The sequence below is a fragment of the Streptomyces sp. WM4235 genome, from assembly GCF_001279725.1.
In the GTDB taxonomy this organism is placed as follows: Bacteria; Actinomycetota; Actinomycetes; order Streptomycetales; family Streptomycetaceae; genus Streptomyces.
In genome coordinates this window covers 1-24,313 of the sequence record NZ_LGDE01000435.1, presented here as the reverse complement: position 1 = coordinate 24,313, position 24,313 = coordinate 1, and the positions used below count along the sequence as shown (strand labels likewise).

General features: G+C 69.8%; 22 protein-coding genes and 1 pseudogene. 10 read left to right on the top strand and 13 right to left on the bottom strand.

Features of this window, described 5'->3' with window-relative positions:
- Positions 1-15 precede the first annotated feature (15 nt).
- From ADK55_RS40145 to ADK55_RS27625, 3 genes are all read left to right on the top strand, one after another.
- Positions 16-3,471: a hypothetical protein gene (locus ADK55_RS40145; RefSeq protein ID WP_234350278.1), complete on the top strand. Its 3,456-nt coding sequence runs from the start codon at positions 16-18 to the stop codon at positions 3,469-3,471.
- 71 nt (positions 3,472-3,542) lie between these two features.
- Complete coding sequence (locus ADK55_RS27630; protein WP_053682534.1) at positions 3,543-4,682, top strand: hypothetical protein; 1,140 nt, start codon at positions 3,543-3,545, stop codon at positions 4,680-4,682.
- 354 nt (positions 4,683-5,036) lie between these two features.
- Entirely contained in the window at positions 5,037-7,946 is a 2,910-nt protein-coding gene (locus ADK55_RS27625; RefSeq protein WP_053682533.1) for a glycosyl hydrolase family 95 catalytic domain-containing protein, read from the top strand.
- 79 nt (positions 7,947-8,025) lie between these two features.
- Here ADK55_RS27625 and ADK55_RS27620 read toward each other — a convergent pair whose 3' ends face one another.
- The 10 genes from ADK55_RS27620 to ADK55_RS27575 form a co-directional block, all read right to left on the bottom strand.
- On the bottom strand, positions 8,026-8,439 hold the full coding sequence (locus ADK55_RS27620) for a hypothetical protein (RefSeq protein WP_053682532.1): 414 nt from the start codon (positions 8,437-8,439) through the stop codon (positions 8,026-8,028).
- A 338-nt stretch (positions 8,440-8,777) separates the two neighbouring features.
- Positions 8,778-9,548: a 2OG-Fe dioxygenase family protein gene (locus ADK55_RS27615; RefSeq protein WP_053682531.1), complete on the bottom strand. Its 771-nt coding sequence runs from the start codon at positions 9,546-9,548 to the stop codon at positions 8,778-8,780.
- 211 nt (positions 9,549-9,759) lie between these two features.
- On the bottom strand, positions 9,760-10,308 hold the full coding sequence (locus ADK55_RS27610) for a DUF4262 domain-containing protein (protein ID WP_053682530.1): 549 nt from the start codon (positions 10,306-10,308) through the stop codon (positions 9,760-9,762).
- Between the two features lie 269 nt (positions 10,309-10,577).
- The gene (locus ADK55_RS27605) at positions 10,578-13,109 is read right to left on the bottom strand and encodes an FtsX-like permease family protein (protein ID WP_053682529.1); all 2,532 of its coding nucleotides are present in this window, start codon (positions 13,107-13,109) and stop codon (positions 10,578-10,580) included.
- Positions 13,109-13,900 (bottom strand): ABC transporter ATP-binding protein, encoded by a 792-nt coding sequence (locus ADK55_RS27600; protein WP_053682528.1) that lies wholly within the window; start codon positions 13,898-13,900, stop codon positions 13,109-13,111. Before ADK55_RS27600 ends, ADK55_RS27605 begins: the two co-directional genes overlap by 1 nt.
- On the bottom strand, positions 13,897-14,676 hold the full coding sequence (locus ADK55_RS27595) for a sensor domain-containing protein (RefSeq protein ID WP_053682527.1): 780 nt from the start codon (positions 14,674-14,676) through the stop codon (positions 13,897-13,899). The genes ADK55_RS27600 and ADK55_RS27595 overlap by 4 nt, the downstream gene beginning before the upstream one ends.
- Complete coding sequence (locus ADK55_RS27590; protein ID WP_053682526.1) at positions 14,676-14,909, bottom strand: hypothetical protein; 234 nt, start codon at positions 14,907-14,909, stop codon at positions 14,676-14,678. Before ADK55_RS27590 ends, ADK55_RS27595 begins: the two co-directional genes overlap by 1 nt.
- Positions 14,906-15,259, bottom strand: a complete 354-nt coding sequence (locus ADK55_RS27585; RefSeq protein WP_420713689.1) for an ArsR/SmtB family transcription factor — start codon at positions 15,257-15,259, stop codon at positions 14,906-14,908. The genes ADK55_RS27590 and ADK55_RS27585 overlap by 4 nt, the downstream gene beginning before the upstream one ends.
- Before the next feature lie 72 nt (positions 15,260-15,331).
- Positions 15,332-15,967, bottom strand: coding sequence for a 4'-phosphopantetheinyl transferase family protein (locus ADK55_RS27580; protein ID WP_107089325.1), 636 nt, complete (start codon positions 15,965-15,967; stop codon positions 15,332-15,334).
- A complete protein-coding gene (locus ADK55_RS27575; RefSeq protein ID WP_267887365.1) occupies positions 15,964-16,929 on the bottom strand; it encodes an AMP-binding protein in 966 nt (321 codons plus the stop codon). The genes ADK55_RS27580 and ADK55_RS27575 overlap by 4 nt, the downstream gene beginning before the upstream one ends.
- A 325-nt stretch (positions 16,930-17,254) precedes the next feature.
- Here ADK55_RS27575 and ADK55_RS27570 point away from each other — a divergent pair, with 325 nt between their 5' ends.
- Positions 17,255-18,412 carry a tyrosine-type recombinase/integrase gene (locus ADK55_RS27570; RefSeq protein ID WP_053682523.1) on the top strand — a complete coding sequence of 386 codons (1,158 nt, stop codon included), beginning with the start codon at positions 17,255-17,257 and terminating at the stop codon, positions 18,410-18,412.
- A 12-nt stretch (positions 18,413-18,424) separates the two neighbouring features.
- Here ADK55_RS27570 and ADK55_RS27565 read toward each other — a convergent pair whose 3' ends face one another.
- Positions 18,425-18,826 (bottom strand): hypothetical protein, encoded by a 402-nt coding sequence (locus ADK55_RS27565; protein WP_199826640.1) that lies wholly within the window; start codon positions 18,824-18,826, stop codon positions 18,425-18,427.
- Between the two features lie 418 nt (positions 18,827-19,244).
- Here ADK55_RS27565 and ADK55_RS41060 point away from each other — a divergent pair, with 418 nt between their 5' ends.
- The 3 genes from ADK55_RS41060 (at position 19,245) to ADK55_RS40135 (ending at position 20,234) form a co-directional block, all read left to right on the top strand.
- Positions 19,245-19,628, top strand: coding sequence for a DesA/ISL3 alpha bundle tail domain-containing protein (locus ADK55_RS41060; protein WP_420713690.1), 384 nt, complete (start codon positions 19,245-19,247; stop codon positions 19,626-19,628).
- 177 nt (positions 19,629-19,805) lie between these two features.
- Positions 19,806-19,922, top strand: coding sequence for a DUF4240 domain-containing protein (locus ADK55_RS40140; RefSeq protein ID WP_234350277.1), 117 nt, complete (start codon positions 19,806-19,808; stop codon positions 19,920-19,922).
- Entirely contained in the window at positions 19,923-20,234 is a 312-nt protein-coding gene (locus ADK55_RS40135) for a DUF4240 domain-containing protein (protein WP_324611207.1), read from the top strand.
- Positions 20,235-20,384: 150 nt separating this feature from the next.
- Here the strand turns inward: ADK55_RS40135 and ADK55_RS27550 are convergent, their stop codons facing one another.
- Positions 20,385-21,317 carry an alpha/beta fold hydrolase gene (locus tag ADK55_RS27550; RefSeq protein WP_053682521.1) on the bottom strand — a complete coding sequence of 311 codons (933 nt, stop codon included), beginning with the start codon at positions 21,315-21,317 and terminating at the stop codon, positions 20,385-20,387.
- Positions 21,318-21,470: 153 nt separating this feature from the next.
- Here ADK55_RS27550 and ADK55_RS27545 point away from each other — a divergent pair, with 153 nt between their 5' ends.
- Positions 21,471-22,127, top strand: a complete 657-nt coding sequence (locus ADK55_RS27545; RefSeq protein WP_053682520.1) for a TetR/AcrR family transcriptional regulator — start codon at positions 21,471-21,473, stop codon at positions 22,125-22,127.
- Positions 22,128-22,291: 164 nt separating this feature from the next.
- Positions 22,292-22,645 carry a hypothetical protein gene (locus ADK55_RS27540; protein WP_234350276.1) on the top strand — a complete coding sequence of 118 codons (354 nt, stop codon included), beginning with the start codon at positions 22,292-22,294 and terminating at the stop codon, positions 22,643-22,645.
- Between the two features lie 405 nt (positions 22,646-23,050).
- Here the strand turns inward: ADK55_RS27540 and ADK55_RS27535 are convergent, their stop codons facing one another.
- On the bottom strand, positions 23,051-23,689 hold the full coding sequence (locus ADK55_RS27535) for a hypothetical protein (RefSeq protein ID WP_234350275.1): 639 nt from the start codon (positions 23,687-23,689) through the stop codon (positions 23,051-23,053).
- A 517-nt stretch (positions 23,690-24,206) separates the two neighbouring features.
- Between ADK55_RS27535 and ADK55_RS36880 the strand changes: the two are divergent.
- Positions 24,207-24,313, top strand: a pseudogene (locus ADK55_RS36880) (fasciclin domain-containing protein); the annotation flags it as partial.

The window sequence follows — 24,313 nt, the reverse complement described above, 5'->3', positions numbered from 1 at the left end:
AAAGGACCCCGGGCCATGTCCGTGGACACCACCCTCATCGTGCCGGTCGAGGTCGCGGCCCTCGCCGTCAACCGGGCCACCCGCGACACCGCGACCCCGCACGTGTTCCACCGGTGGATCACCAACTTCAGCGACATCGACGAAGGCGTCCCCGCGGAGCCTGCCCCGTTCTCCAGCCCCGAGGAGTGGACCGGCAGGGAGGACCGCCTCGGGGTCTACCTCCAGTGGGAACTGCCCGCCGCCCTCACCCGCGGCCGCCACGACGAGGAGGAAGGTGTCGGCGACTTCCCCCTGGTGCCCAACCGGTGGCTCGTCGTCCGTCACACCGACAGCACCCGCCGGCTCAAGGCCTGGATCGTCGAGAGCGACTACCTCGACCCCATGGACGGCAGCGTCTCCTTCCAGGACCCCGACAGTGAGGAACCCGCCGCGACCCTGATCGGCAGGTGCCACGAGCTCACCGGCCCCTGGCAGGAACCGGCCGACGCGCACGCACCGTTCCTCACGGCGATCGGCTCCGGGCTGCTGACCTTCTCCGTCTTCCAGCCCTACAACCGCAACGTCTTCTCCCTCCACGACACCCTCCTGGACACCCCCGAGGGTGAGCTGCCCGCGCGGGAGCGGCTCGGCTACCTCGTCGCCGGCTGGTACGCCCAGCCGGACAGTGACGTCCTCGCGGGCACCGAGGACCTCACCGCATTATTGGAGCGCCTGGGGTGGAGGCCGCCCGTCGGTTCCGGCAGCGGCATCCGCTCCTCCGTCTACTCCGGAACGGTCCTGGGCCTGGACTGGGACCTGACCGGCCCGGTCCCCGACTCGCCCTGCCCGAAGCCGGCCGACATCACCCCGATCGTGTCCAACAGCATCGCCGAGGCCGTCGCCGAACTCGGCGCCCAGGCCGACGGCGAAGGCGCCCTGTCCGCCGATGACGCCGAGTTGTTCCGTGCCTTCCTGCTCGGTGGCATCGACGCCCTGGAGGAACGCGACCGGCCCGAGGCGGACATCCTCACCGACCGCCGCGCCCACGACAGCGCTTTCGGCCCCGTGCCGGGCGGGTACCGCTGGTTCATCGGCGAACGCGGCGAGGAGACCGGCCGCATCACCTCGCGCGCGACCCGGGTCGCGGAGGCCGACACGGTCGCCGACCTCAACCGCCGCCAAGCCGCCCATGACGCGACCGAAGCCGAACTCGACACCGCCCGCGAGCACCTCTACCACCTGTGGTGGCTCACCCGTCTGAAGAAGAAGCCCTCCGACTTCACCGGCCGCATCGACGACGAACTCGATCCCGGCAACGCGGACGGTGCGGCCGGACGTGTCGTCGCCCTCGCCCGCGACCTGGCCGGGCAGCGCGCCGAGCTGCCCTGGGGCAGGAGCGAGGCGGATCTGGCGGCACGCATCGACACCCTGCACCCGGCGTACGGCTCCCGGGCCGCCCGCCGCCTGATCCGCGTCCCGGGCGAGGACTTCGAGTACAGCGCCGATCCGGTCCTCACCCTGCAGGGCGCCAACCTCCACGCCCCGCTCACCCGGGACACCGCCCTGCCCTGCCGCACCCCCGAACGCCTCGTCACCCGCGCTTCCGGAGTCACGACCACCGACGTCGCCGAAGCCGCGGCCCAGATCGACCTCACCGGGCAGCAGCCGCCCTGCCTCCCCGCGCTGCTCAGCGAGTTCCTCATCCTCGACCGCGCTCTGCGCGGCGGCGCGATCCGCGATGTCACCGGCACCCTGCCCGAGTACGGGATCACGCCCTGGGCGATGCCCTGGCAGCCACTGTTCCTGCTGTGGAAGGCCAAGTACTTCCCGCTGCCGCTGCGCGACGGCGACACGGCGCACTGGGACTTCGTCGACGGCTCCCGCTACCAGTGGAACGGCACCGGGGAGCCCGGCACCCCGCTCGTCGTCTCCGGCCGCCAGATCCTCGCCCCCAGCGCCGGCCACATCGTCGACGGCACCCTGCAGACCTACGCCCGAGTGCGCGACCAACTGGCCGCCGACGCCGTGCGGCAGGTGCGATCCCGGGCCCGCGAGACGGACTACCTCTCCCAGACCCTCGACGGCTTCGGCGCCGCCATCGCCCAACGCCAGCCCCTGGCCGGCCTCCAGCCCGCCGGAGACCTCGCCGCCCTCATCGGCAACGGCGACTACCCACCGCCCAATCCCGGCCCCGAAAAGGCCAGCGACTGGGACCCGGACCCCGTCTCCACCTACCAGGACCTGCGCGCCGGCCAGCTCGCCTTCCTCGACCTGGCCGTCGTCGACCGCTTCGGACGCTCCGTCAACCTCATCGCCAACCCGACCCATTTCCGCCCCGAGATGCCCGACACCATGCGCCCGGCCCATCCCGTCAGCGACGACGACTCCGACCGGCTGGTCGAACTCGGTCCTCGTCTCCTGCAGCCGGCCCGCCTGCGCTTCGATTTCCTCACCGCCACCGACGACGAGGACACCGACCTGACCCCGGGCGCCAACCCGGTCTGCGCCTGGCTGCTGCACAACCGCCTCGACCAGTCCCTCGTCGTCCACGCCCCCGACGGGGCGGCACTCGGCGAACTGCGCGTCACCCTGAACGAACACGCGCAGCGGGAAGTGACCTGGTCGGCCCTGCCGGGCTCCGATGTACCCCTGTTCGAGCAGCTGGAGACGGTGGCCCCCCACGCCTACCGGCTGCTGTACGCCGTGAAGTTCCGTGGCTCGCAGACTTTCGACGCGTTCCGCGCCACCATCGACCGGGCCCTTCAGACCATCGATCCGGACGGACCGGCCGACCCGGGCCTCGGCTTCCTCCTCGGCCGTCCGCTCGCCCTGGTCCGCACCCGCCTGACCATGGACCTGCGCGGCCCCCTGCGTACCGATGTCAGCTGGCACAACCTCTTCCAGCCGTCCCCGTCCCAACTGCCCGGCCACCCGTGGGCGATCCGTCTCGGCGAGGCGCAGCAGAGCGACGACGGCCTGGTCGGGTACGTCCTGGGCGACGACTACGAGCACTTTGACACCGTCGTCGACCCGGCCGCCGGCGGCGGGGAGTACCTGCGGCCGATCGGCGACCGGCCCAGCCTGGAGCTGGACTTCGGCGAGAACAACACCGAGGTCGCCACCGTGCTGCTGGACCCGCGGGCCACCGTGCACGCCACCACCGACATCCTCGCCACCAAGAGGGTGTTCGTCCCGCAGGAGTTCACCGATCAGGCGATCTCCCGCATGAGCGTGAACTTCCGCACCGGTCCGCTCCTGGCCGCCACCACCGTCCTGCGCGGCCCGCAGGACGAGGGCGAGGAGACCGTCCTCATGCCGACCCCGGCCGGTGTCGTCGGCACTTGGACCTGGTCCGAGAACCGCGGCGGCGCCTGGGAGAAGCTGCCGATCCTCAGCCAGGACCAGTACGACCTCCCCCTCGCCGAACCCGAGATCCGCTCCGGCTTCCTCACCCTGGACGACGCCGTCGCGCACAGCCGCACCGACCGCTGAGAAACCGCGATCACACGTCCGCCCGCCTTGTCCCGGGGCGGCACGCCCACCCACCCTTCGAGGAGACTTCCGTGACCGTGGTCGTCCAGACGCAGGACGCAGACACCGCCGCCAACGATCCACTGCTGTCGTACGGCGTGAGTACCACGCCGAGTCCGTTGAAGGCGTCGCCGGAGAACCCACAGGCTCCCGAGGAGATCGGGGAGATCGTCATCTCGGTGTCCCGGCAGAGCGGGACGCCGGCCGACGTCGAGTGGATCAGGGTGAAGGTGCCCGCCGGCGCCATGTCCCCGGACCTGGCCACCGACTTGGCCAAGGTCACTCCGCGGATCACCCTCACCGGCTGGACCGGCCGTCTGGACGCCGCCGCGAAGGAGTTCGTCTTCTCGCCCGCCGGCAGCCACACGCCCATCGGCCCGGACCTCGGCTTCACCATCCAGCTGTCCGACATCCCGATGAGCCGCAAGGTCGGCACCGCCCCGATCACGGTGACCGAATCATCCCGCACCGGAAGCTCCGCCTTCCAGGACCGGTCCACGGTCTTCAACCTGGGCAAGTTCCCCGCCGACTTCTACCTGCGGAACTTCCTCTGCCAGCCCTCCATTATCCCCAACGGCGGTGACGTCAAGCTCACTTGGGAACGTTCCGCGAACGCCACCTATGAGCTGCTGTACGGCGGCATCAACCGCGACGTCACCAACCGCACCAGCCTCGACCTCGAAGGTGTCACGTCCGACACCACGTTCTACCTCCGTGCCACCGCCGGGGATCCCACCAACCCCGTCACCCGCATCCTCTCCACCCAGGTCACCGTCCTCAGGCCCGACCTTGAGGTCGGAAACCTCGACGTCGGAGGCATCCTCAACGTCTCGGGCGGCTGGTTCGACGATTCCATCGACCTACCTACAGAACCCACGGGCAACGGCGTCCGGCACTACGTCGTCCCGGACGACGGGTTCTTCGAGGGATGGCTGAAAGTGCATCCCGGCCCGGCGGGCCAGTACGCGTTCCTACGGGTGTGGAACTCCCACGAGTACACCAAGGTCTCAGACGCGACCGTCTACAGCGACCCTGCCGCCGCACAGTACGGGTCTCTCTTCAGGACGGCCCGGAAGGGAGAGAGCATCTACATCGCCCGCCGCGCCGGTGGCACAGGCCATGCCAACTACGAGGCGCATCTGAGGTTCACGCGGATGGGCCGCAAGAGCTGAGCCGAGCTGAAAGGAAGGCTTCGTCACCGCCGCTGTCCGCCCCCGCCCTCACGTCCTGATGGACCCCGGAGCGACCCGTGCCCGGTCGGCTGTAAGGGCACTGAACGCAAGGGACTTCGGGGTGTGGGAACCACCGCCAGGCTAATCCAACAGACTTAAACATTGATGCACAGATATTGACACTCCTTCGAGCCGGATGGTGCACTGTTCGCCACCTCTCAGCCACACCGCTCGGCGCCTTCTGTCAGGAATGAGCCGGAGGGTTCGTGATGCCTTCACCGTTCGTCCAGGCCGGGCACCTCACCTGAGTCGTGCTGCATCTCCCTGCCCCAGCCAGCCGCCCGGAGGCGCGCCTTGACCCCCTCTGACATCCCGTTAGGCCGCAGACGATTCGTCACGGCGGCAACCCTGACAGCCGGCGCGGTCGCACTGCGCGGTGGACTCCCGTCCATAGCCGCCGCTGCCGCGCCGCCTCAAGTCGTTCTTCCTGAACGGGGTATCCACGACACGTCACCCGCCTCGTCCTGGGGCGACGGCTTTCTCGCCGGGAACGGCGAGCTCGGTGTAGTCCTCCACGGCGCACCAGCGCTGGAGAAAGTCCTGCTGAACCACCACCGCTTCGTGCTGCCCAATGGCACCCGCGACATGGATCCTCCCGTCCTGGCCGGACGCCTGGACCAAGTGCGGGACATGGCCCTCGCCGGCGACTACGGCGGAGCGGCCGCCACCTTCGCCTCCGGCTGGACCCTGCGTTGGACCCAAGCCTTCCACCCCGGCTACGAGCTGCAACTGAGCACCCCGGGCATGACCACCACCGACAACTATGCTCGGATCACCGACTTCCGCACCGGAGAGGTCACCCACACCTGGACCGACAGCGCCGGCACCTGGAAACGGCACGCCTTCACTTCCCGCGCCGACAACGTCATCGTCCACGAGCTGCTTCCCGCGACCGGCCGCACCGTGGACACCACCCTCATGGTGAACACCGCGCTCGACGGTGTGCCCGGCGACGTCACCTACAGCACCCTCGCCACCGCGAGCGGTCGCGAGGGCTGGCTCAACCTGCGCGGCACCTACCCCACCGGTCAGGGAGCACACGGCTACGAGGGCGTCACCCGGGTCGTGGCCACCGGCGACAGGGCAACCGTCACCGCCGACGGGGCCACCCTGACCGTCACCGGCGCCGCCAAGGTCCTGCTGCTCACCAAGCTTGGCCGTTACGACTCGTCCAACGCCTGGGACGCCAAGCCGCTGCAGACCGCCCTGATCGCCCTGACCTCCCGATACGCGGTCCTGCTTGGCCGGCACACCCCGCTGCACCGGGCCATGTTCGACGGCTCCAGCCTTGACCTCGGGGTCTCCACCACCGATCGCCGGCTGTCGACGAGCGAGCTGACGGCGCGACAGAAGAGCGACCCGTCGGTCATCGACCTTGCCCTGCTGGAGCGGATGTACGACTGCGGCCGCTACCTGTTCGTCAGCTCCAGCGGAGTCCTGCCACCGCGCCTGACCGGCATATGGTCCGGAACCTGGAACGGCGCCTGGGCGGACGACTACACCACCGACGCCAACATCAACCTCCAAGTGGCCGGCGGAAACATCCTCAGCCACGGCACGGCCATGCGGGGCTACTTCGACCTGATCCTCGGCCAGCTCGCCGACTGGCGCGACAACGCCTCACGCCTCTACGGCGCCCGAGGTTTCCTCGCCCCGACCCGCACCGACGGCGAGTACGGGCACATGCTCCACTTCAACGACAGCGACTTCCCCGGCCAGTGCTGGACCGGAGGCGCCGACTGGCTGCTGTACCCACTGGTCGAGCACTACCAGGTCACCGGCGACACCACCTTCCTGCGGGAGCGCCTTGGCCCTGCCCTGATGGAACTCGCCCTGTTCTACGAGGACTTCCTCACCCGCACCGACGCCAACAAGAGAAGGATCTTCGTTCCGTCCTACTCGATGGAGAACGCGCCCTCCAGCACCGGCCAGATGCTGTCCGTCAACGCCACCGGTGACATCATGGCCGGCCGCCACGCCCTCCAGGCCGCCGTCGACGCCGCCAACGCCCTCAACCTCGAACAAGGCAGCGGAAAGGGCGCGGCCCGTTGGACCGCGCTGCTCGCCCAGCTGCCCGACTACACCATCAACAGCGACGGCGCGCTCGCCGAATGGTCCTGGCCCGGCCTCACCGACCGCTACAACCACCGCCACGCCCACCACCTGTACGGTGCCTGGCCCCTACACGAAATCAACCCCGAGGACCGCCCGGACCTGGTGCGCTCCGCCCGCCAGGCCCTCCGGCTGCGCGGCGACGAAAACCACTCGGCACACGGCAGCCTCCATCGCGCCCTGGCCTGGGCCCGGCTCAAGGACGGGGCCGGCGTGTACGACAACGTCAAGAAAATCCTCGGCAGCAACATGGTGTGGCGCTCGCTGATGACCTCCCACAACCCCAATCTGGAGATCTACAACTGCGACGCCGCCAACGCCCTGCCCGCGGTCATGGCGGAAGCCCTGCTCTACACCCGGCCCGGTCTCCTGGAACTGCTACCGGCCTTGCCCCGCCAGCTCGCCAAGGGCAGCATCAAGGGCGTCCGGGGCCGGGGCCGCATCCTCATCGAAGACCTCACCTGGGACATCGCGGCACACACCGCCACCGCCACCCTCGTCTCGGACATCACTCAGGACATCACTCTCGTCTGCCGCCGCGGCATCACCGGCCTGACCACCATCTCCGCCACGGCGTCACCTTCCCCGCTCGGCGTCCACGCCCGCACCGTGCACCTGACCGCCGGCGCCCGCACCACGATCACGCTGACACTGCACCCCTCCCGGTGCCGCGTGGTGAACCGCCGCAGCGGGAAGGTCCTGGATGTCTCGGGCGCCGCAACCCGGGACGGCGCCCCCGTCATCCAGTGGGCCTGGTCCGGCGCCGCCCATCAGCGATGGAACCTCCTGCCCGGCTACGACGGCTCCTTTCGCCTGTCCAACCTCAACAGCGGCAAGGTCCTCGACAACCCCGGCGCTTCCTCCCTGCCCGGCCAGACACTCGACCAGTGGACCGACACCGACAGCCCCAACCAAGGGTGGAAACTGATACCCGCCCCGACCGGCGGCCACTACCACCTGGTGAACGCCGCGAGCGGCCTGAACATGGACATCGAGGGCGCCGCCATCGACGACGGCACCCCGATCGTCCAGTCGCCGGCCAACGGAACGGCCGGCCAGGACTGGCGCATCGAAGCCGTCCCAGCACACTAGGTCCGCCGACACCGACAGGCTTCCACCGACCGGCCACGACCCGGTTCGGGGGCCGTCATCGGCGCGACAGACCGCGCCGTCACAGGATGGTGACCACCCCGCTCGCCCGGGTGGTCCGGACCGCCGGTGTTCCGCCGGCGTCGTAGAGGACCTTGCCGGTGGCGGTGTTCACCGTGGCCGCGAACAGTTGCTCGCGACCGCCCACCGAGGCTCTGACGAAGTAGCCTCCGTCGGCATCACGCTCCAGCGCGATGAACTCGATGTCGGCGCCTCCGGACACTTCGATCACGTCGTCGGCACCGAAAGCGCCTTCCGTGTCGGGGGACGTGGTGCCGGATTCGGTGGGCGCGCCGACTTCGTACACGGCCACGATCCGCCCCGAGGGATCGACGACGTTGAGCCGGGCCGGAATCGAGGTCCCACCCAACGCCACGAGCACGGGTGCCTCGTCGCGGTAGTGCAGAGCCAGCGTCGCCACGCTTCTGTCGGACACAGCCACACTCCTTGGCAGTCGAGCATTCACGGAACTTGGGCGAACCTGTCATGGACTCGGCGAGGCGAAACCCCGCGCACCGTGTTCGTGTTCCGATCATCCGATTCAGGCCCGCCGCATACGGCTGCCCTCCAGCCCGAAGTTCAACCTGTGTTCGAGGAATTCCATGAGCGCGACTCGGGCGTCAGACGAGGCAGAGCCTTACGCTGCCGGGCCTGTGGGCGCGGTCCAGTCGGCACGGAGGGTTCGGAGCGCTTTTCGCGGCGTGGATTGCGATGGCTTGGCATGCGCCGCCCCTCGCGGGTGCCGGCGGACTCTGGGCGGCGCCGGTGTTCGTGTCACAGCTGGGGAACGTACGGGGCGATGCCGACGATGATGATGGATCGTTCGCCCGGTCCTGGCGCGGTCCCGGGGCGGACCGGGCCGACGTAGTGGCTGACTCTGTGGTCGTGGACGGCGTACCCATCCAGTGGGTCGGTGAGGGTGAAGCGGGCGTGGAGGTCCGCCCACGGGTCGTCGGGCTGGAGGCCCGCGCTGTCCGGTGTGGCGATGACGTTCTGCCCTCCGCTGACGTTGGTACGGCTGATCAGGTGGGCGAAGGTGAACGTGCTGGACGAGCCTCCGTCCTGGTGCAGGCAGTTCGGGGAGGAAACGGCGTCCTGGCCGGGATGGTCGACGCCGAGCTTGATCAGGTGGACACCCGCCCACAGCGGCCGTCTCCCCAGATTCCTCAGGGCCAGGACCTGTTCGATGTCCCAGCGCAGGAGTCTGTGCAGCAGAGCATTGCCGCGCAGTGCCTCGGGAATCTCGGGGAGCACACGGCGCTTCCGTGGGTGCTCAGCGACGTCCTCGCCCTGGGAGAAGTCGGTCACCATACCGTGCACGGGGTCGGGGGTTCCCGGAATCCAGGACAGTTCGCCCGTCCACGGCAGGTACACGGCATGGGAGTACCGGCGGAACCGATTCGTCCCCGGAGCGTACGGGTCGGACGGCAGCTCCGCGAAGACCTCCCGGATCCCGGCCAGGTCCCTCGCGGCGGATCCGGCGGGGGTGACACCGAGTTGCTCGGCGCCGTAGCGGGCGAATCCGCGCTCGCGCAGACCGTCCATGCCCGCACCCGGGCCTCCCGCATCCGCATGTGACCGCCGCAGGAGCTCAGCCTTCTCCACGTGTTCCTCCAACAAGTCACCACCAGGAGCATGGCGCCCGCGGCCCGTGCCGACCTTACGCGGCCGGCCGCACACGGAGCGGCGGCCCTGGAGCGTGCAGGCCGACGGCTGGCCCATCGGCGGCAGACCTGGCCGGCCGGCACGTTCGAGGTCAGAGTTCGGTCGTCCAGATCCCGACGGGATGCACACTCGGTGGCAGCCACAACCGGGGCTGCGACTCCTGATGCCTCTCCTCAGCCTGTTGTTCCCAATGAAACCGGTCATCCACGTCGGGCCACGCAACTTGCAACACGGGAAAAGGAGGCCGCCGGTAGAACCCGATGGCCCGCCCGAAGAAGGTCCGGTACCAGCGAAGATCGACCTGCCTGAGCACGACTTGGCGCCCGTCGACAACGTCGGGGTGCCTCTGGCCGTCAGTCAGTACAGCACCCGCGGCGGACTTCGCTCCGAGGCTGTTGAGCATGCGGTGCATGGCGTGGACATCGAGTCCGAACATGGCGAGTTCAGGTCCGCCGTGAGTGTGCGCGAGGCCGATCGTGTAAGCGAATCCAGGACCGATCTCGTCCTCGGGAACCATCACGACGTGCCATCCGTGCTGCCGCACGTTCTCGATGATCGTCAGATCCGCGCGGTCCGCTTCGTCCCGGTCACCGTAGTCATGACAGAGGACACAGCGGCAGTGGAACGGATCATCGGTCATGTGCGGAGACTACGAGGTGAGCGTTTTGAGCCCGGCAGCCGGGGTTCACGACCGCCCTCTCAATCGAACAACATCGTCACCTTCCGCGACCGCTCCCCAAGATCCGTGCCAGAACCCAGTTCTGATGTCGCTCGTCCGCCCGTTCGCTTGTACGAGATAGGCATCGAGGAGCGAATGTCCCAGGCGGCCCGGCATGGGGTGACCGAAAACGCGGGCGCGGCCGGACCCGTGGTTCGGGTCCGGCCGCGCCGCGGCGGGGAAACGGTGGCTCAGGCCACCGCGATGACCTCCGCGGGCCGCTGGCGCAGTGCCATCCGGCTCGGTACGAGCGTCGCCGCGAGCGTCAGCAGGCCGGCGAAGCCGACCACGGCGAGGTAGATCCACACCGGCCCGGAGGGCAGCAGGCCGGAGCCCAGGGCGATCCCCATGGGTGCGAGGGTGGCGAAGGCGACGGCGGTGCCCAGGGCGATGCCCACGAGGGCGACGAGCAGCGACTCGACGGCCATCATCCGCAGGATCTGGCCCTCGGTCGCGCCGACCAGCCGCTGGAGGGCGAACTCGCGGCGCCGTTCGGCGGCCGAGACCACGAGGGTGTTGACGAGCGAGATGACCGCGTAGCCGATGATCGTGCCGGCGAGCAGGTAGTTGATCCACGCGCTCGTCTGGCTGTCCTGCGCGGCGGCCTCCACGGTGGCCCGGTCGGCGACCCGCAGTCCGGGTGTCCCGTCCGCCGACTTCCGCAGGGTTTCGACGAGTTGGGCGGCCGGGACCCCCTCCTTGGCGGCCACCAGGATCTGCGGGACCAGCCCGGTGTCGGAGTGGGCGAGGGCCAACTCGGCGGGGAGGAGGCCGGTTTCGAAGCCGGCCCTGCCCTCGTACGAGGCCACGATCTTCAGCGGGAGCCTGGTGCCGTCACCGAGGACGACGGTGACGGTGTCGCCGACCCGCTGCCCCTTCTCGCCCGTCATGGAGGTGGGCAGCGCGAGGGTGTCGCCGGTCAGCGCCTCGTACGAGCCCTCCCGGGGCGGGGCCGCGAGGGTGGCGGCGGCGCCCGCCGCGCTGACCCCTTGGACGGCGAGCTCGATCTCGTCGGGCTCGTCCTCGGGATCGCTGCTCGGCTTGACGATGTAGGCCTTGCCCGGAACGTACGCGGACGCACCGGCCACTCCGGGCAGTGCGGCGATCCGCCCGACCTGGCCCGGGTCCATCCCGCCCGCGGCGGAGCCGACCACGGCGTCGGCCCGTACCAGCGCGGAGGCCGCGTCCCTGGAGGCTTCGGCCTGGGAGGTCTGGAGGTAGACGAGCCCGGTGGCCAGACCCGTGACCAGCATGACCGGGGTGACCGCGCCGGCCACCCGGATCCGCCGGACGCGGGCGTTGTCCATCGCGAGCCGGCCCGGGAAGCCGGACAAGAGGCGCAGCGGGAAGCGCAGTACTGCGGTGAACACCCGGGTGAGGCCGGGGCTGATCAGAGCCACACCACCGGCCCAGAGCATGGCCGAGGGGCCCGCGGTGGCCGCGGCGATGGAGCCCTTCATCACCAGGGCGGTCACCAGCGCGAGGGCGCTTCCGCCGGCGAAGCAGAGCAGGGCGAAGAAAGCTCGGGGGCCGCTGAGCCAGCGGGTCTGCACGGCGGACTCGGCGAGGGCGTCGGCCGGCCTGGCGAGCGCGGCCCGCCGCGAGGCGATGAAGGCGGCGGCCGTCGCGGAGGCGAGGGTGGCCCCGGCGGCGACGACCATCGGGATCCAGCCGGCCCGGTAGACGATCTCGGGGGCGACGACCCCGCCGTCGGCCAACCGTCCCAGCATCCAGCGCCCCGCGAGCCACCCGGGCACCACACCGACCAGGATCGAGGCGGAGCCCACGACCAGGGTCTCGCCGACGATCATTCGGCGGATCTGGGCGGGCAGCGCGCCGACGGCCCGCAACAGGGCCATCTCGCGCAGCCGCTGTTGGACCAGCAGGGCCAGGGTGGAGCCGACCACGAACACCGCGACCATGACGGCGATGCCACCGAAGACGGCGGACATCGAGATCAGCCGGGTGGAGGCCTCCAGGGCCTGGGGGAACTCGGCGGCGCCCCGGGCGTCGCCGGTGAGCACCAGCGCGGAGGTGCCCTTCAACCGCTCCTCGATCGGGGCGACCAGGGATTGCGCGGACACACCGGCCTTCGGGAGCACCCCGATGACGTCGGTCTGCCCCGGGCGGCCCAGCAGTCGGCCCGCCTCGTCGTCGGCGAAGTACAGGGAGGTGCCCGTGCCCGCGGTGCCACGGATCAGCCCGGTCACGGTGACCTGTTCGCCCACCCCGGCGACGCCCAGGGTGAGCCGGTCGCCGGCCTTGACGCCGAGCCGGCCGGCCAGGCCCTGGTCCAGGACCACCTCGCCCCTGCCGCGCGGGGCGGCGCCGCCGGCGAGCGGGGCCGCGGTCAGTTCGGCGGACGACCAGCCGTGGCCGGTGAGGCCGCCACCGTTCGGGGCGGGGTGTCCGTCCCGGAGTGCGGAGACGGGGAAGGAGACGTCGGTCAGGACCCGCTCGACTCCGGGTACGGAGCGCAGCCGATCGGCGAGGGAGGCGTCGAGCCGGGCCCGCTCGGGCAGGGTGTCGCGCTGGAAGGTCTGCTTGCCGGAGACGACGACGGGGGCGGCGGCGAGCCGCTGCGGGGGGACGACGCTGCGGATGCCGGTCTCCATCAGCGAGCCGCAGGCCATGAGGATGGTGGCGCCGAAGAACAGCGCGACGAAGGACGCGACGAAGCTGCCGATCCGGAACTTCAGCGTCTGCAGGGCGAGGCCGAACATCAGTGGGCCCCTTCTCCGCGGCCCGACACGACCTGGTCGCCCCAGGCGCCCAGGTGGGTCATCCGCTCGGCGATCGCGTCCGCCGAGGCGCCGTGCAGCTCGTCGACGACCTGTCCGTCGGCGAGGAACACGACGCGGTCGGCGTGCGAGGCGGCCACCGGGTCGTGCGTGACGATGATGGCGGTCCGGCCGGCCTCGTGGACCGATTCCCGCAGCAGCCGCAGGATCTCCAGCGCGGTACGGGTGTCGAGGGCGCCGGTGGGCTCGTCACCGAAGATGACGGCGGGTTCGGTGATCAGCGCGCGGGCGATGGCCACGCGCTGCTGCTGTCCGCCGGAGAGTTCGCCGGGGCGGTGGGTGGAGCGCGAACCGAGGCCCACGCGCTCCAGCACCCGCTCGACGCTGCCGGGCGCGGGCTTGCGGCCGGCCAGGCGCAGCGGGAGCGCCACGTTGTCGGCGACGGTCAGCGCGGGCAGCAGGTTGAAGGCCTGGAAGACGAAGCCGATGCGCTCGCGGCGCAGCATCGTCAGCTGCTTCTCGTCGAGACCGGTGAGTTCCTGACCGTCCAGCAGCACCGAACCGGCGGTGGGACGGTCCAGCCCGGCGGCGCACTGGAGCAGGGTGGTCTTGCCGGAGCCGGAGGGGCCCATCACGGCGGTGAAGGTACCTGGGCTGAAGCCGATCGACACGTTGTCGAGGGCGGTCACCCGGTTGCGTTCACCTCCGTAGGTACGGCTGACGCCGGTCAGTCGCACCACGTCGCCGGTGCCGTTCGTCGGTGCGGTGTTCATGCGTTCATCCCTGTGGGAGAAGCGGAAGGAACAGAGGGTGCGGAGGGGTTCGCGGATCCGGTCGCCGCGGACAGCGGGCCGGGTTCGGCCAGCAGGCGCTTCGCCGCGGAGAGCGGGTCGGTCCGGGGGCCGAGGAGTTTGCGGGCCGTGGCTGCGTGGAGGCGGGCGGCCCCGGTCACGACGTAGCAGGTGACCAGGAGGAGTGCGCAGCCCACCAGTGCGGCCGCGAAGGCGGCGGGCAGCGAGTCGACCTGCAGCACCCCGAGGGCACCGCCGTCCGGAACGGCCCAGTACCAGGTGGGGACGACGACGAGGGCGAGGGAGGTCACCCAGATCACGAGGGCCACCGCGTCCAGCACGAGCAGCGGGACGAAGAGGCAGATCAGATACGACAGGTCGCGCAGGGTCGCGGGGTCGGTCCAGCGGGCTTTCACCGCGGCCCGGATCCCCATGGGCTCCACGGTGCGGTACGCGGCCTCGACCGGGCGGGACACCAGCCGGAGGCGGGCCCGTTCGATGTGGGCTCCGCCGCGCAGCAGGGCCGCGGCGCCGATCAGCAGCGGAAGGCCGAGCATCGTGATGTTGAGGACGAAGCAGACGACGACCGTGGCCAGGCAGAAGGCGAACAGGACCGGGCCGAGCACGAGGTAGCTCGCGAGGTAGGCGGTGGCCCGCCAGGGGGCGGCGGAGCGGAGGAGGGCCAGGGGCCGCAGCGGCGGCCGTAACGGGTCGGGGGTGCTGCCCGCGGATAACCGATCGGGCGTGCTGCCTGTCATTATTCGACGCTCCGCAGGAGTTCCTCGACGGCTCCCACCCGCTCGGTGAGCTCCTTGACCTCGGCGTGCAGGGCCGCCTGCTGGGTGACAGCCTCTTCGGCGAGCTTGCGGTATCCGGCCATGGCCACGGCATCCGCACGATGTCTCTGCAGGGTGAAATAGGCGACCGTGCTGACGCTGATACCGCCGACGACGATCAAGGTGACGAGGATGGCGATGATTCCGCCATTCATGAGGGGGTTCCTTTCTTCCCTGCGGCGCGTTCCGCTCCCGCGGCTTGCAACTCGTCCTCCCGGAGGGCGGCGAGGACGGTGTCGACCGTGAGATGGATGTCGAACGGGGCGAGTTCGAAGAATTTCATCGCCTTGCCGTCCGCGGAGAGCTCCAGCGACCCGGCCACCAGCCCGGCCTTCTCCAGCCGCTCCAGGTGCATGTAGAGGAGCGGCCGGGACAGGCCGAGCCGGCGGGCCAGTTCACTGACGTGCACCCGACCTCGGGCGAGTTCTCCCACGATCCGCAACCGCTGGGTGTGTCCCACGGCGGCCAGCAGCGCCAGCAGCTCTTCGCTCGTCAGAACTCTCACCCCATTCGCTCCACCCGTAGCGGTACCTGTAAGAGGAGACTGACAGGTGTTATGGGCGATGTCAATCGGGTGTCACAGCGGTGCGCAGACGTGCACGTCGACCGGCGCTCCCCCGGCCTCGCGGCCCAACACGGCGACGGTCAAGGTCACATGGTCCCGCAGAAACGGCGAGGAGACCGACAGCTCGGGCTCCCGCGGCAGCGGAAGCAACCGGGGGGCCGGCTCGCGGCCCGCAGGCCACCGGGGCGGGGTCGGCGCCGCCCGCAGGAAGGCGGTCGGGTCCAGCCCGGTTCCGTACGCCTTGCCCATCGCCTCCTTGTGCGTCCACAGCCAGAAGTACGCGGCCACGCGCATCCGCTCCTCCTGTTCCTTGAGCCAGTCGGCCTCGGGCGGGGTGAACCACCGTTCGGCCAGCGCCACGGCCCGGAGCGGCCGCTCGACCTCCACGTCGACGCCGAGCGGCCCGAGCCCGGTGAGCGCCAGCGCGGCCACCCCCCGGCCGTGACTGAGGCTCACGTGGACACCGCCCCCCAGCCCGAACAGCCGGGGCCGGCCGTTCTCCTCGTGGCCCAACCGCAGCCCGCCGGGGCCCACCCCCACCAGAGCCGCGGCGGCGTCGAGCACCCGACTGCGGGACTCGGCGTCCCGCAGCCCCGCGGTCGGGGCGACCACCACCGTGACGCGCCGAGGCGCGAACCCAGCGCTCATCGGCTCGGCCGCGCCAGTTCCGCGAGCCGCCGCCGGGTGGCCCGCACATCGCGCTTGCCGTTGGCGTCGACCAGCAGCCGGGCGACCACGTGCACCTCGTTCGGCACCAGCACCGAGGGCAGCACCGCCCCCAGCGAGATCCGCACCCGGTCGGCGAACTCCCGTGCGTCCGGCCACGGTTCGGCAGGCACCACGAAGGCCTCCAGGGTGTCGACCGGCCCGCGCACCACCTCGAAGGCCGCGTCCACGACGCCCGGTACGGCGAGCACGTGGTGGCGCAGCTCCCCCAGTTCGACCCGGTGGCCGCTGACCTTCAGCTGGTCGTCCCGGCGGCCGAGGTACAGCAGGGCACCGCTGTCGAGGCGTTCCACCACGTCGCCGGTGCGGTACGCCCGCCCCGGCACGTCCGCGAGGCCCAGGTCCGCCTCGTCCACGAACCGGTCCCCTCCCCGGCCGCCGAGATAGCCGGCCGCGACCGCCCGGCCCGCGATCACCAGCTCGCCGGCCACGCCCGGGGGCACCGGTCGCAGTTGGTCGTCGACCACGTGGGCCCGGGTGTTCCAGGCCGGCCTGCCGATCGGCACCGTGGGGGTGTCCGGCAGGCTGCCCCGGTCGAAGACGTGGGCGCAGGCACCGATGGTGGTCTCCGTCGGCCCGTAGTGGTTGATGAGCCGGACCCCGCCGAGGCGCGGGGCCAGGGTCCGGAGCAGGACCGGGTCGAGGCCCTCGCCGCCGAACATCAGGGCACGGGTGGTGCCCCCGTAGACCGGCGCGCTCCGACCCGGAGGCGGCCCTGGACACCGCGGCCCGCGCCGTCCTCGGCGCCTGCTTCCACAACTCCGTACGCCTCGACGCCGCCACCGGCGAAGCGGCCACACGCCGGTACGCCGACGAGCTCGGCGACATGGCAATCGCCTAACTCTCCACTCCCGACCGGCGCCGCAACGCCGAGACCTGACCATGATCACCGGCTTGGCGTCAACCGCTGTACGGCTGCACTACCGACGCCAATTGCATCGGATGCGAATAGGAGACACCTGTCCTGGAGGCCAGTCCGGATCCGCGATCGATCGGCTCTACCAGGGACGTTGACCTCGGCGTCGCACCCAACAACGGTAGCGGTGGCCACGCTCTCCTGGTGGGTGCATCACTCCATCGGGCGATTGAGCTGCAAGGACGCCCCCGAGTCGCATCTGATGCGAAATTCTCGCGTCAAATGCGATAGACGGAGAGTGATGGCGGATAGGTGGGGACGGTCTCGTTCCGGGGTCTGCTCGGCTGCATTTGGTGGACGGTCTGCCGCTGTTGCGGCCCGACGAGCAGGTCTTCGAGGCGATGGTGAACGGGTGGCGCAGTCTGCAGCTCGCCCGGAATCTCTCGCCGGGGTATGTCGGCGATCAGGAGCGTACGGTCCGGGCCTTTGCCCGCCATGCTGATGCGATGCCGTGGCAGTGGACCCCGCAGCACGTCGACGAATGGTCGGCCGACCTGAGGGCCGTGCGCGGCTGCGTCCGCTCCACCCTTCGCAACTATCAGGGCGCCGTACGCCAGTTCTGCGACTTCCTGACCAACCCCGCCTACGGATGGACCGACGAGTGCCTGCGGCACTTCGGAACACATCCGGTCCAGGTGGTCTATGAGTGGAACGCGGCCGCGCACGCAGATGAAGCCGAGGGCGAGCCGGAACGACGCGCGTTCACCCGGCCCGAGCTGGAAGCGTTCTTCGACCATGCCGACGAGGAGGTCCTACGCGTCCGCGGCAAAGGCCGAAAGGGTTGGCTGCCGGCTTTCCGGGATGCCCCCTTGTTCAAGGCCGCGTACGCCTATGGGCTACGGCGCAACGAGACCCGGATGCTCGACCTCACCGACTTCGGCCGCAACCCGCAGGGCCGGGAGTTCGGCGAGTACGGCACCCTGCTCGTCCGCTACGGCAAGGCCAAGAAGGGCTCACCGCCCAAGCGCCGCAGCGTGCTGACCGTCTGGCACTGGACACCCCACACGATCGAGGAATGGATCAGCGAGGTCCGGCCCGGGATGCAGCATTCGACCGGCCGGACCCTCTGGCTGTCCGAGCGAGGCCCGCGGGTCGGGGTCCAGCGGCTGGACTCCCGATTCGCCGCCTACCGGGACGCCGCCGGCCTGATACGGGCCTACGTCCAGTCACGCCAGCACCTGCCCTACGCCAGCAGCAGGAGCTCACGGTGGCTCCTCCCCGGCCGTCAGCCCGGACAGCCGATGAACCCGGTCAATCTCCAAGCCCATCTGCGTGAGATCGGTGTCCCTCCGCAACGTGGCAGGACCTCCGCGATCCGCCAGCTCGTCCTCCAGGCCCCAGCCCCCGTCATCGCGAAGGCACTCGGCTATCACGACAAGACCGCCACCCGCCTGGTCACGGAAGCCGGCGGAACCTGGAGCCGGTACGCCCCAGGCGACCACCGACGATGAAGCGAAGCCACCTCACGCTGGGTCCGCTGAGCCTCGCTTGTCCTCAACGTGGACGACGAGGAGTTCGGTGCCATCCCGATGGCGCTTGGAACGTCCGAACAGCCCGACAGAGATCTCCGACTGATCTTGCGGCTCATCAGGGCCGACATAGGCAAGGACATCGTTGTGATGCCCGGTGACGACCCATCCCTCGACGTCCTTGAGGTCGATCACGCCAAAGTCTCCTGCCGAAGATCCGGCATGCGCCGGCCCGAACTTCTTCAAGATCTCGGTGGCCTGTTCCGCAAGCTCTCCGTCCGGAGCGGTCAGCACGACACAAGTGCCATGCTCGAACAGCACCCACGACTTGCGAGGGTCGGCAAGAAGCCGCTGCCAGACGTCTATGAGTATCTCGGTATTCACGGCGGCCATCATGCCGCAGAGCACCGACACAGGGTGACGGTCGACCAGCGCCGATGGCGAATACACGACGCCTGAACATGCGGGCCTACCAGTCGCTGCGCCCCACGGCCGGAGACGCGGTGGCGCTCCGAAGCGCTACAGGATCGTGCCGCCTCGACCGTGTCGGCGGACGTTGCGACGAAGGCGATGTCGCCGATCGAAGCTCGCATCCGAGAGCGGCACGCGACCATCCATGCCCTGCCGGCCCAGGGACACGAGATCCGGGAGATCGCCAGGGAACTGCACATGGGCGGTAACACCGTCCGCCGCAACGCCCGCGCAGCAGTCCCCGAACAACTGCTGACCCGAAGGCGCCGGCCCCGGGCCGGCCGGCTCGACCCCTACAAGCCCCACCTGGACAAACTCTGGAGCCGAAGGACACACCAACCCCATCCAGCTGCATGCCGAGCTCCAAGACCTCGGCTACCGCGGGAGCTACCAGATCATCAGCGACTATCTGCGATCGAGGCGCCGCCGACGCATCCGCGTTGTCCCACCCGCACCACCAGGAATCCGCCGGGTCACCGGCTGGATGATGCGGCACCCCGAGAACCTGGCCGACGGGGAACGCCGGCAGTTCGCCGCCGTCCTTGCCCACTGCCCTGAACTGAAGGCCCTGCACGAGCACGTCCGCGGCTTCGCAGAGATCCTTCAAACCCGCTCCGGCCAACGCCTTGAAGACTGGATCACCGCCGCCCGCACCGAGGACCCACCCCGCCTTCATGCCTTCGCGACCGGGCTGGAAAAGACTGGGATGCCGTGCTCCAGGGCCTGAGCACATGCTGGAACTCAGGCCCCGTCGAAGGCCGCGTCAATCACATCAAGATGATCAAACGCCAGATGTTCGGACGAGCCAAGCTGCCCCTGCTCCGCAAACGCGTCCTTGTCACAGCCGCAGCAAACCGGTGACCCGGAGCCAGGAGTGTCAGACCGCTGCGGCATGCTCGCCGGCATGAACGAAGACGCCTTCTGGCAGCTCATCGAGGACTGCAGGCCCCCGGAACCTGACCCGGACGCCGAACTCCTTGCAGACACCCTCACCGAGCGACTTGCCCGGTCCCCGTTGTAGCTGGTCATCGGCTTTGCCGAACAACTGTCGTGGGCGCTCTACCGGCTGGACCGCAAGGAGTACGGACACGACCTGGGCGGAGACGCCTTCCTCTACACCCGTGCCGCGGTCGTCGCCGCCGGCCGCACCGAGTTCGACAACGTCCTCCAGGACCCTTCGGCCTTCACTCCTTACGCCATCGACCTCATCTGGGCCGAGCCCCTGCTCTACACCCCGGACCGGGCATACAAACGAATCACCGGGGAGGAGTGGGACCGCGACACCCGCTACTCCTACGAATCCTGCTCCAACACCGAGGGCTGGGCTGAATGATCAGCATGGCCTACGCCGGTGTCCGAGCCGCGAGGGTGGCGGCGGCGCGGCCGAGGCGAACAGCAGCGCCAAGCGATCGTCGAACTTCCGTGATGCACTGTTGAACCGTCCGGGAGGGGGTATCCCCCACGACTGCGTCTCCGCGGTGCCTCAGTTCGCTGCCGGGTCGAGGGAATCGATGTCCTCCATGAAGCTCACCATCCGGGCGTTGACGAGGTCGGGGTGGTCGATCTGCGGGCCATGACCGGTCGCGGCGACGATCTCGGCGCGGGCGCCGGGGATCAGGCGCGGTACGCGTTCCAGCTGCCGATCGGGGTGCACGAGCAGGCTGCGCTTGCCCATGATCAGGTAGAACGGTGTGCGGATGGAGCCCAGTTCCACGTCCGACAGCGGTAGCGGCGCGGGGCGGCGGATCTTGAACGCCTTCACGCCGGCCTGGATCATGGCGCGAAGTTCAGGAACGATGATCACCGGCTGCTCCAGCCACTTGGCGAGGCGGGGGCGCCACGCCTTGGGGGCGTAGGTGGCGAAGAGGCTGGCGAAGATCCAGACGAAGAAGCGCAGGCCGACCTTCTCCAGACCGCCCGGGTCGAGGGCGGTGACCGAGGCGAGCCGCCCGGGCCGAAGGTGGGCCTGGTTGATGACCAGCCAGCCACCGTACGAGGAGCCGACCAGGTGGACCTTGTCGAGGCCCAGCGCGTCGAGGGCCTCGTCCATCCACTGCGCCGCGCGCTCGGGCTGCCACATCGGTTCGCGCTGAACGCTGCGGCCGGGGTCGCCGGGGGTGTCGAGAGCGTAGACGGGCCGTTCGGCGCTCAACGCGCGGGTGTTGGGGTACCACTGCGCGGAGCAGCCACCCGAACCGTGTATCAGGACCACGGGTGTGCGTGACTCTGCCGCCGGGTCGGCGGGGCCGTACCGGTAGACGTGAGTGGTACCGAAGCTCGTCTCGACGTCCGTCTCGGAGCGGACGGGCGCGCCCTTCGCGTAGAGGACGTCGCAGGTGGCGAAGTAGCGGTCGCGTAGCTCGTCGTTCACGTAGTGGCCGATGTCGCGGCGTACTCGGGTCGTGTTCTCGGGCACGGGGCACCTCCAGGAAGATCCGTCCTTCGTGATACGACCGTACCATATTGTTGATACGGCGGTACCACGAAAATGTTCGAGCCGAGCCGACCAAGCCGGACTGCGAGCCCCGCACCACCCACCCACCCCACCCACCGGCCGGAGACAGCACTGATGCCCAAGCGCGTGGACCACGAGGAGCGGCGCACCCAGATCGCCGAAGCGCTCATCCAAGTCGCGGGGCGGCGAGGGCTGCACGCCGTCGGCATGCGCGACGTGGCCGCCGAGGCCGGCGTATCCCTCCGGCTCGTGCAGTACTACTTCGAGACCAAGGAGAAGCTGCTCTTCCACGGACTCCAGCACCTGACCGACCGCTTCACCGCCCGCGTGGGCGCCTGCCTCGCCGCCGCCGGCGCGGACCCGGGCCCGCGCGCGACGATCGAGGTACTGCTGCCGGCATCCCTGCCGACCGACCAGGAGAGCCGGACCTTCCACCTCCTGTACAGCTCCTACTCGATCCTGTCCGTGACCGACGGAGCGCTCGCCGCCCAGCCCTTCATCGACAACCCCGACGCGGCCGAGAACGCCCTCACCAGCCTGATCGAAGAAGCCCAGGCGGCAGGCCTGGCCGATCCCGACGTCGACGCACGCACCGAGGCCATCAGCCTGCTCGCCATGACCGCGGCCATGGGCACCAGCATCCTCGTCGCCCAACGGACGCCAGAGTCAGCCATCGCCGTACTCCACCACCACCTCGACCGCATCTTCACCGCCGGCGGCCACACCACCCCGGACGCCGGACAACGGACAAACGCCGATACCCGTCCATGACTTCTGCTCGAACAGCGCAGGGCCTTGCCCCGGACGGCGGCAGAGTCGTCACGGAGCGGGCCGGCAACTCGAGGGGCTGAAAGGTGCACCCTCCACTCCCAACTCCGGTCGATCATGGCCGATGCGGGAGTGGATCTATCCTGAGCGCCTGGGGAGGGGTGCCAGTGGTGGAGCGAGATGTTCAGCTGGTGCGGGACTTGGTGGCGGCTGTGCCCGGCTTTGAGGACCTGTTTGACGCGCACGTCTTCAACGAGGACGGTGTCCTGCCCCACGTCTTCTTCTGGGAGGTCGTTCAGGAGACCGTCGCGTCGTTCCTCGGCGGAGACGAGACTGACTGGCGAGTCACAGTGCGATTCCTGGAAGAGCAGCTTCGACTCGATGTCCCCGAAGTGGCCCGGGTGATTACCACCTCGTTCCTCTTCAGTCTGCCGTGGCCGGACCAGCCCGGATACGGCCTCGTGGACCACCTCGGTCCCGCCTTGAGTACGCGGTTCGCCGCGATCCGGCCGGCCGGCTAAGACGTGTCCGGAGATCGACTGGAATGTCTCAGTCGACTCAACCATCGGGCGGGCGCATCAGCATGCGGCGGGTGCCCGTACCGGGCGGTCGCCACTCGCCACGACAAACGCCGCTACGTCCACCCGGGCACCGCCACCGCCGCAGCCCTCACCATCTGGCTCCGGACATGATCGGCCGGACAAGTCCTGGACCGACAACAAGCCACCGCCGCTCTCGCACCTCGCCCCACCTGACCAGCCACCACAGTCCTGACCAGCCACCACAGTCCTGACCTGCCCCGGCCGTCCGACAACGACCGGGAGCGGCCGACAACGGCCGGGAGCGGCCGGTCCGCCGATCCGACGCCACGACCAGGCGCGGCCGCTTTCATCCGGTCAGCCGGGTGATCCGAGGCTGTGCGTCGGTCAGCGCTTCGGCAGGGGAGGCAGTTCGGCGTGCCTGACCGTGTAGCCGCCCTTGGTCACCGGGGCGTACGCGGCGGGGGCCATGCAGGTGCCGACCGGTGCCTCCGCGGGAGCGGCGTCGCCGCTCGGCAGCAGGTTCACGCCGTTCCACGAGAAGCCCACGCGGTCGTCGGAGTGTCCCTTGTCCTTGCCGCCGTCGTAGACGCTGAACCCGAGCCGCTTGCCGACGTCGTCCGGGCCGCCCGGGCTCACTTTGGTGATGATCGCTGTCAGCGTCGCGGTGTGGGGGCCGGTGACCAGGCAGTCCACGCGGCCTTCGGAGGTGTAGGTGATGTTCCGCTCGGCGGAGTGGTGGGAGATCGTGACCGTGCCCCGGGCATCGGTCGGAAGTCCCGTGGGGATCTCGGGCAACGGGCGGCTGTACGGGACCGCGTGCGCGTCGAAGCTGAACGAGCGGACGTCGTCGTCCGGGTAGTAGGGAAGGACGAACGTCGCGCTCCCGGTGACGCTCGCGTACGCGGTCTTGTCCGCACGCTGCTCGGCGGAGGCGACGGGGGCGGCACTCAGGGGTAAGCCGACGGCGAGGGCGGCGAGCAGGGCAGGGAGGACCATCTTCCCGGGGCGGCGCATTGAAGTCATCAGGCTCTCCTGAGGGTTGAGGGCCCCGTTGACGGGGTCGTCCCAATCCTTGCGTCCACCCCCGGCCGGGCCATCCGCCTTGATCCGTAACTCGTCACGGGTTCCCCTCAGCCCCGAGATCGACCGCCGTCAGTCTCGGGTCGCACGCACCTGCCCACCGTCTTCCCCTGTGGCTGAAGGTGGTGGCCGGCATGGCGAAACCGGCCGTCGATGAGATCGCACGCGAGGCACTTCTCGGGCTCGTCGAAGACCGCCCCCGGGACCGGCGTCGTCGTGGCGGCCGTCCATCTGCCGTCCATCCACCGGCCGACGCAGCAGCCGCCCTGCACCGCCTGCCCCGTTCCGGAGAGCACGTCTCTCGTCCTTGCGCCGGTCATGTCGTGGGGCGGCAGTGTCCGGGACAGGGTTCTTCACTGGATCGGGTGAGGCTGCCATCCGTCGGACGGACCGCTCCGAATGGCGTGGTGTGAGCACCTCGCCACCCGGGGCAACCAAGGGGGCGTGGAGCCCCACACCGTCCGATAGCCCCGCCCTGTCCACGCTGGTCGCGGCCGTCAAGCAGGCCGGACTGGTCGACACCCTCAACAACGCGAAGGACATCACCGTCTTCGCCCCCACCAACGA

What these genes read in the sequence shown, in the direction of transcription:
- ADK55_RS27565 (WP_199826640.1), bottom strand. Translation starts at nt 18,826, where the DNA reads ATGATGGCCGCCGTGAATACCGAGATACTCATAGACGTCTGGCAGCGG.
- ADK55_RS27580 (WP_107089325.1), bottom strand. Translation starts at nt 15,967, where the DNA reads ATGAGCGCTGGGTTCGCGCCTCGGCGCGTCACGGTGGTGGTCGCCCCG.
- ADK55_RS27545 (WP_053682520.1), top strand. Translation starts at nt 21,471, where the DNA reads ATGCCCAAGCGCGTGGACCACGAGGAGCGGCGCACCCAGATCGCCGAA.
- ADK55_RS27535 (WP_234350275.1), bottom strand. Translation starts at nt 23,689, where the DNA reads ATGACTTCAATGCGCCGCCCCGGGAAGATGGTCCTCCCTGCCCTGCTC.
- ADK55_RS40145 (WP_234350278.1), top strand. Translation starts at nt 16, where the DNA reads ATGTCCGTGGACACCACCCTCATCGTGCCGGTCGAGGTCGCGGCCCTC.
- ADK55_RS27615 (WP_053682531.1), bottom strand. Translation starts at nt 9,548, where the DNA reads ATGGACGGTCTGCGCGAGCGCGGATTCGCCCGCTACGGCGCCGAGCAA.
- ADK55_RS27590 (WP_053682526.1), bottom strand. Translation starts at nt 14,909, where the DNA reads ATGAATGGCGGAATCATCGCCATCCTCGTCACCTTGATCGTCGTCGGC.
- ADK55_RS27605 (WP_053682529.1), bottom strand. Translation starts at nt 13,109, where the DNA reads ATGTTCGGCCTCGCCCTGCAGACGCTGAAGTTCCGGATCGGCAGCTTC.
- ADK55_RS27595 (WP_053682527.1), bottom strand. Translation starts at nt 14,676, where the DNA reads ATGACAGGCAGCACGCCCGATCGGTTATCCGCGGGCAGCACCCCCGAC.
- ADK55_RS27610 (WP_053682530.1), bottom strand. Translation starts at nt 10,308, where the DNA reads ATGACCGATGATCCGTTCCACTGCCGCTGTGTCCTCTGTCATGACTAC.
- ADK55_RS27575 (WP_267887365.1), bottom strand. Translation starts at nt 16,929, where the DNA reads ATGGTCAGGTCTCGGCGTTGCGGCGCCGGTCGGGAGTGGAGAGTTAGG.
- ADK55_RS40140 (WP_234350277.1), top strand. Translation starts at nt 19,806, where the DNA reads ATGAACGAAGACGCCTTCTGGCAGCTCATCGAGGACTGCAGGCCCCCG.
- ADK55_RS27600 (WP_053682528.1), bottom strand. Translation starts at nt 13,900, where the DNA reads ATGAACACCGCACCGACGAACGGCACCGGCGACGTGGTGCGACTGACC.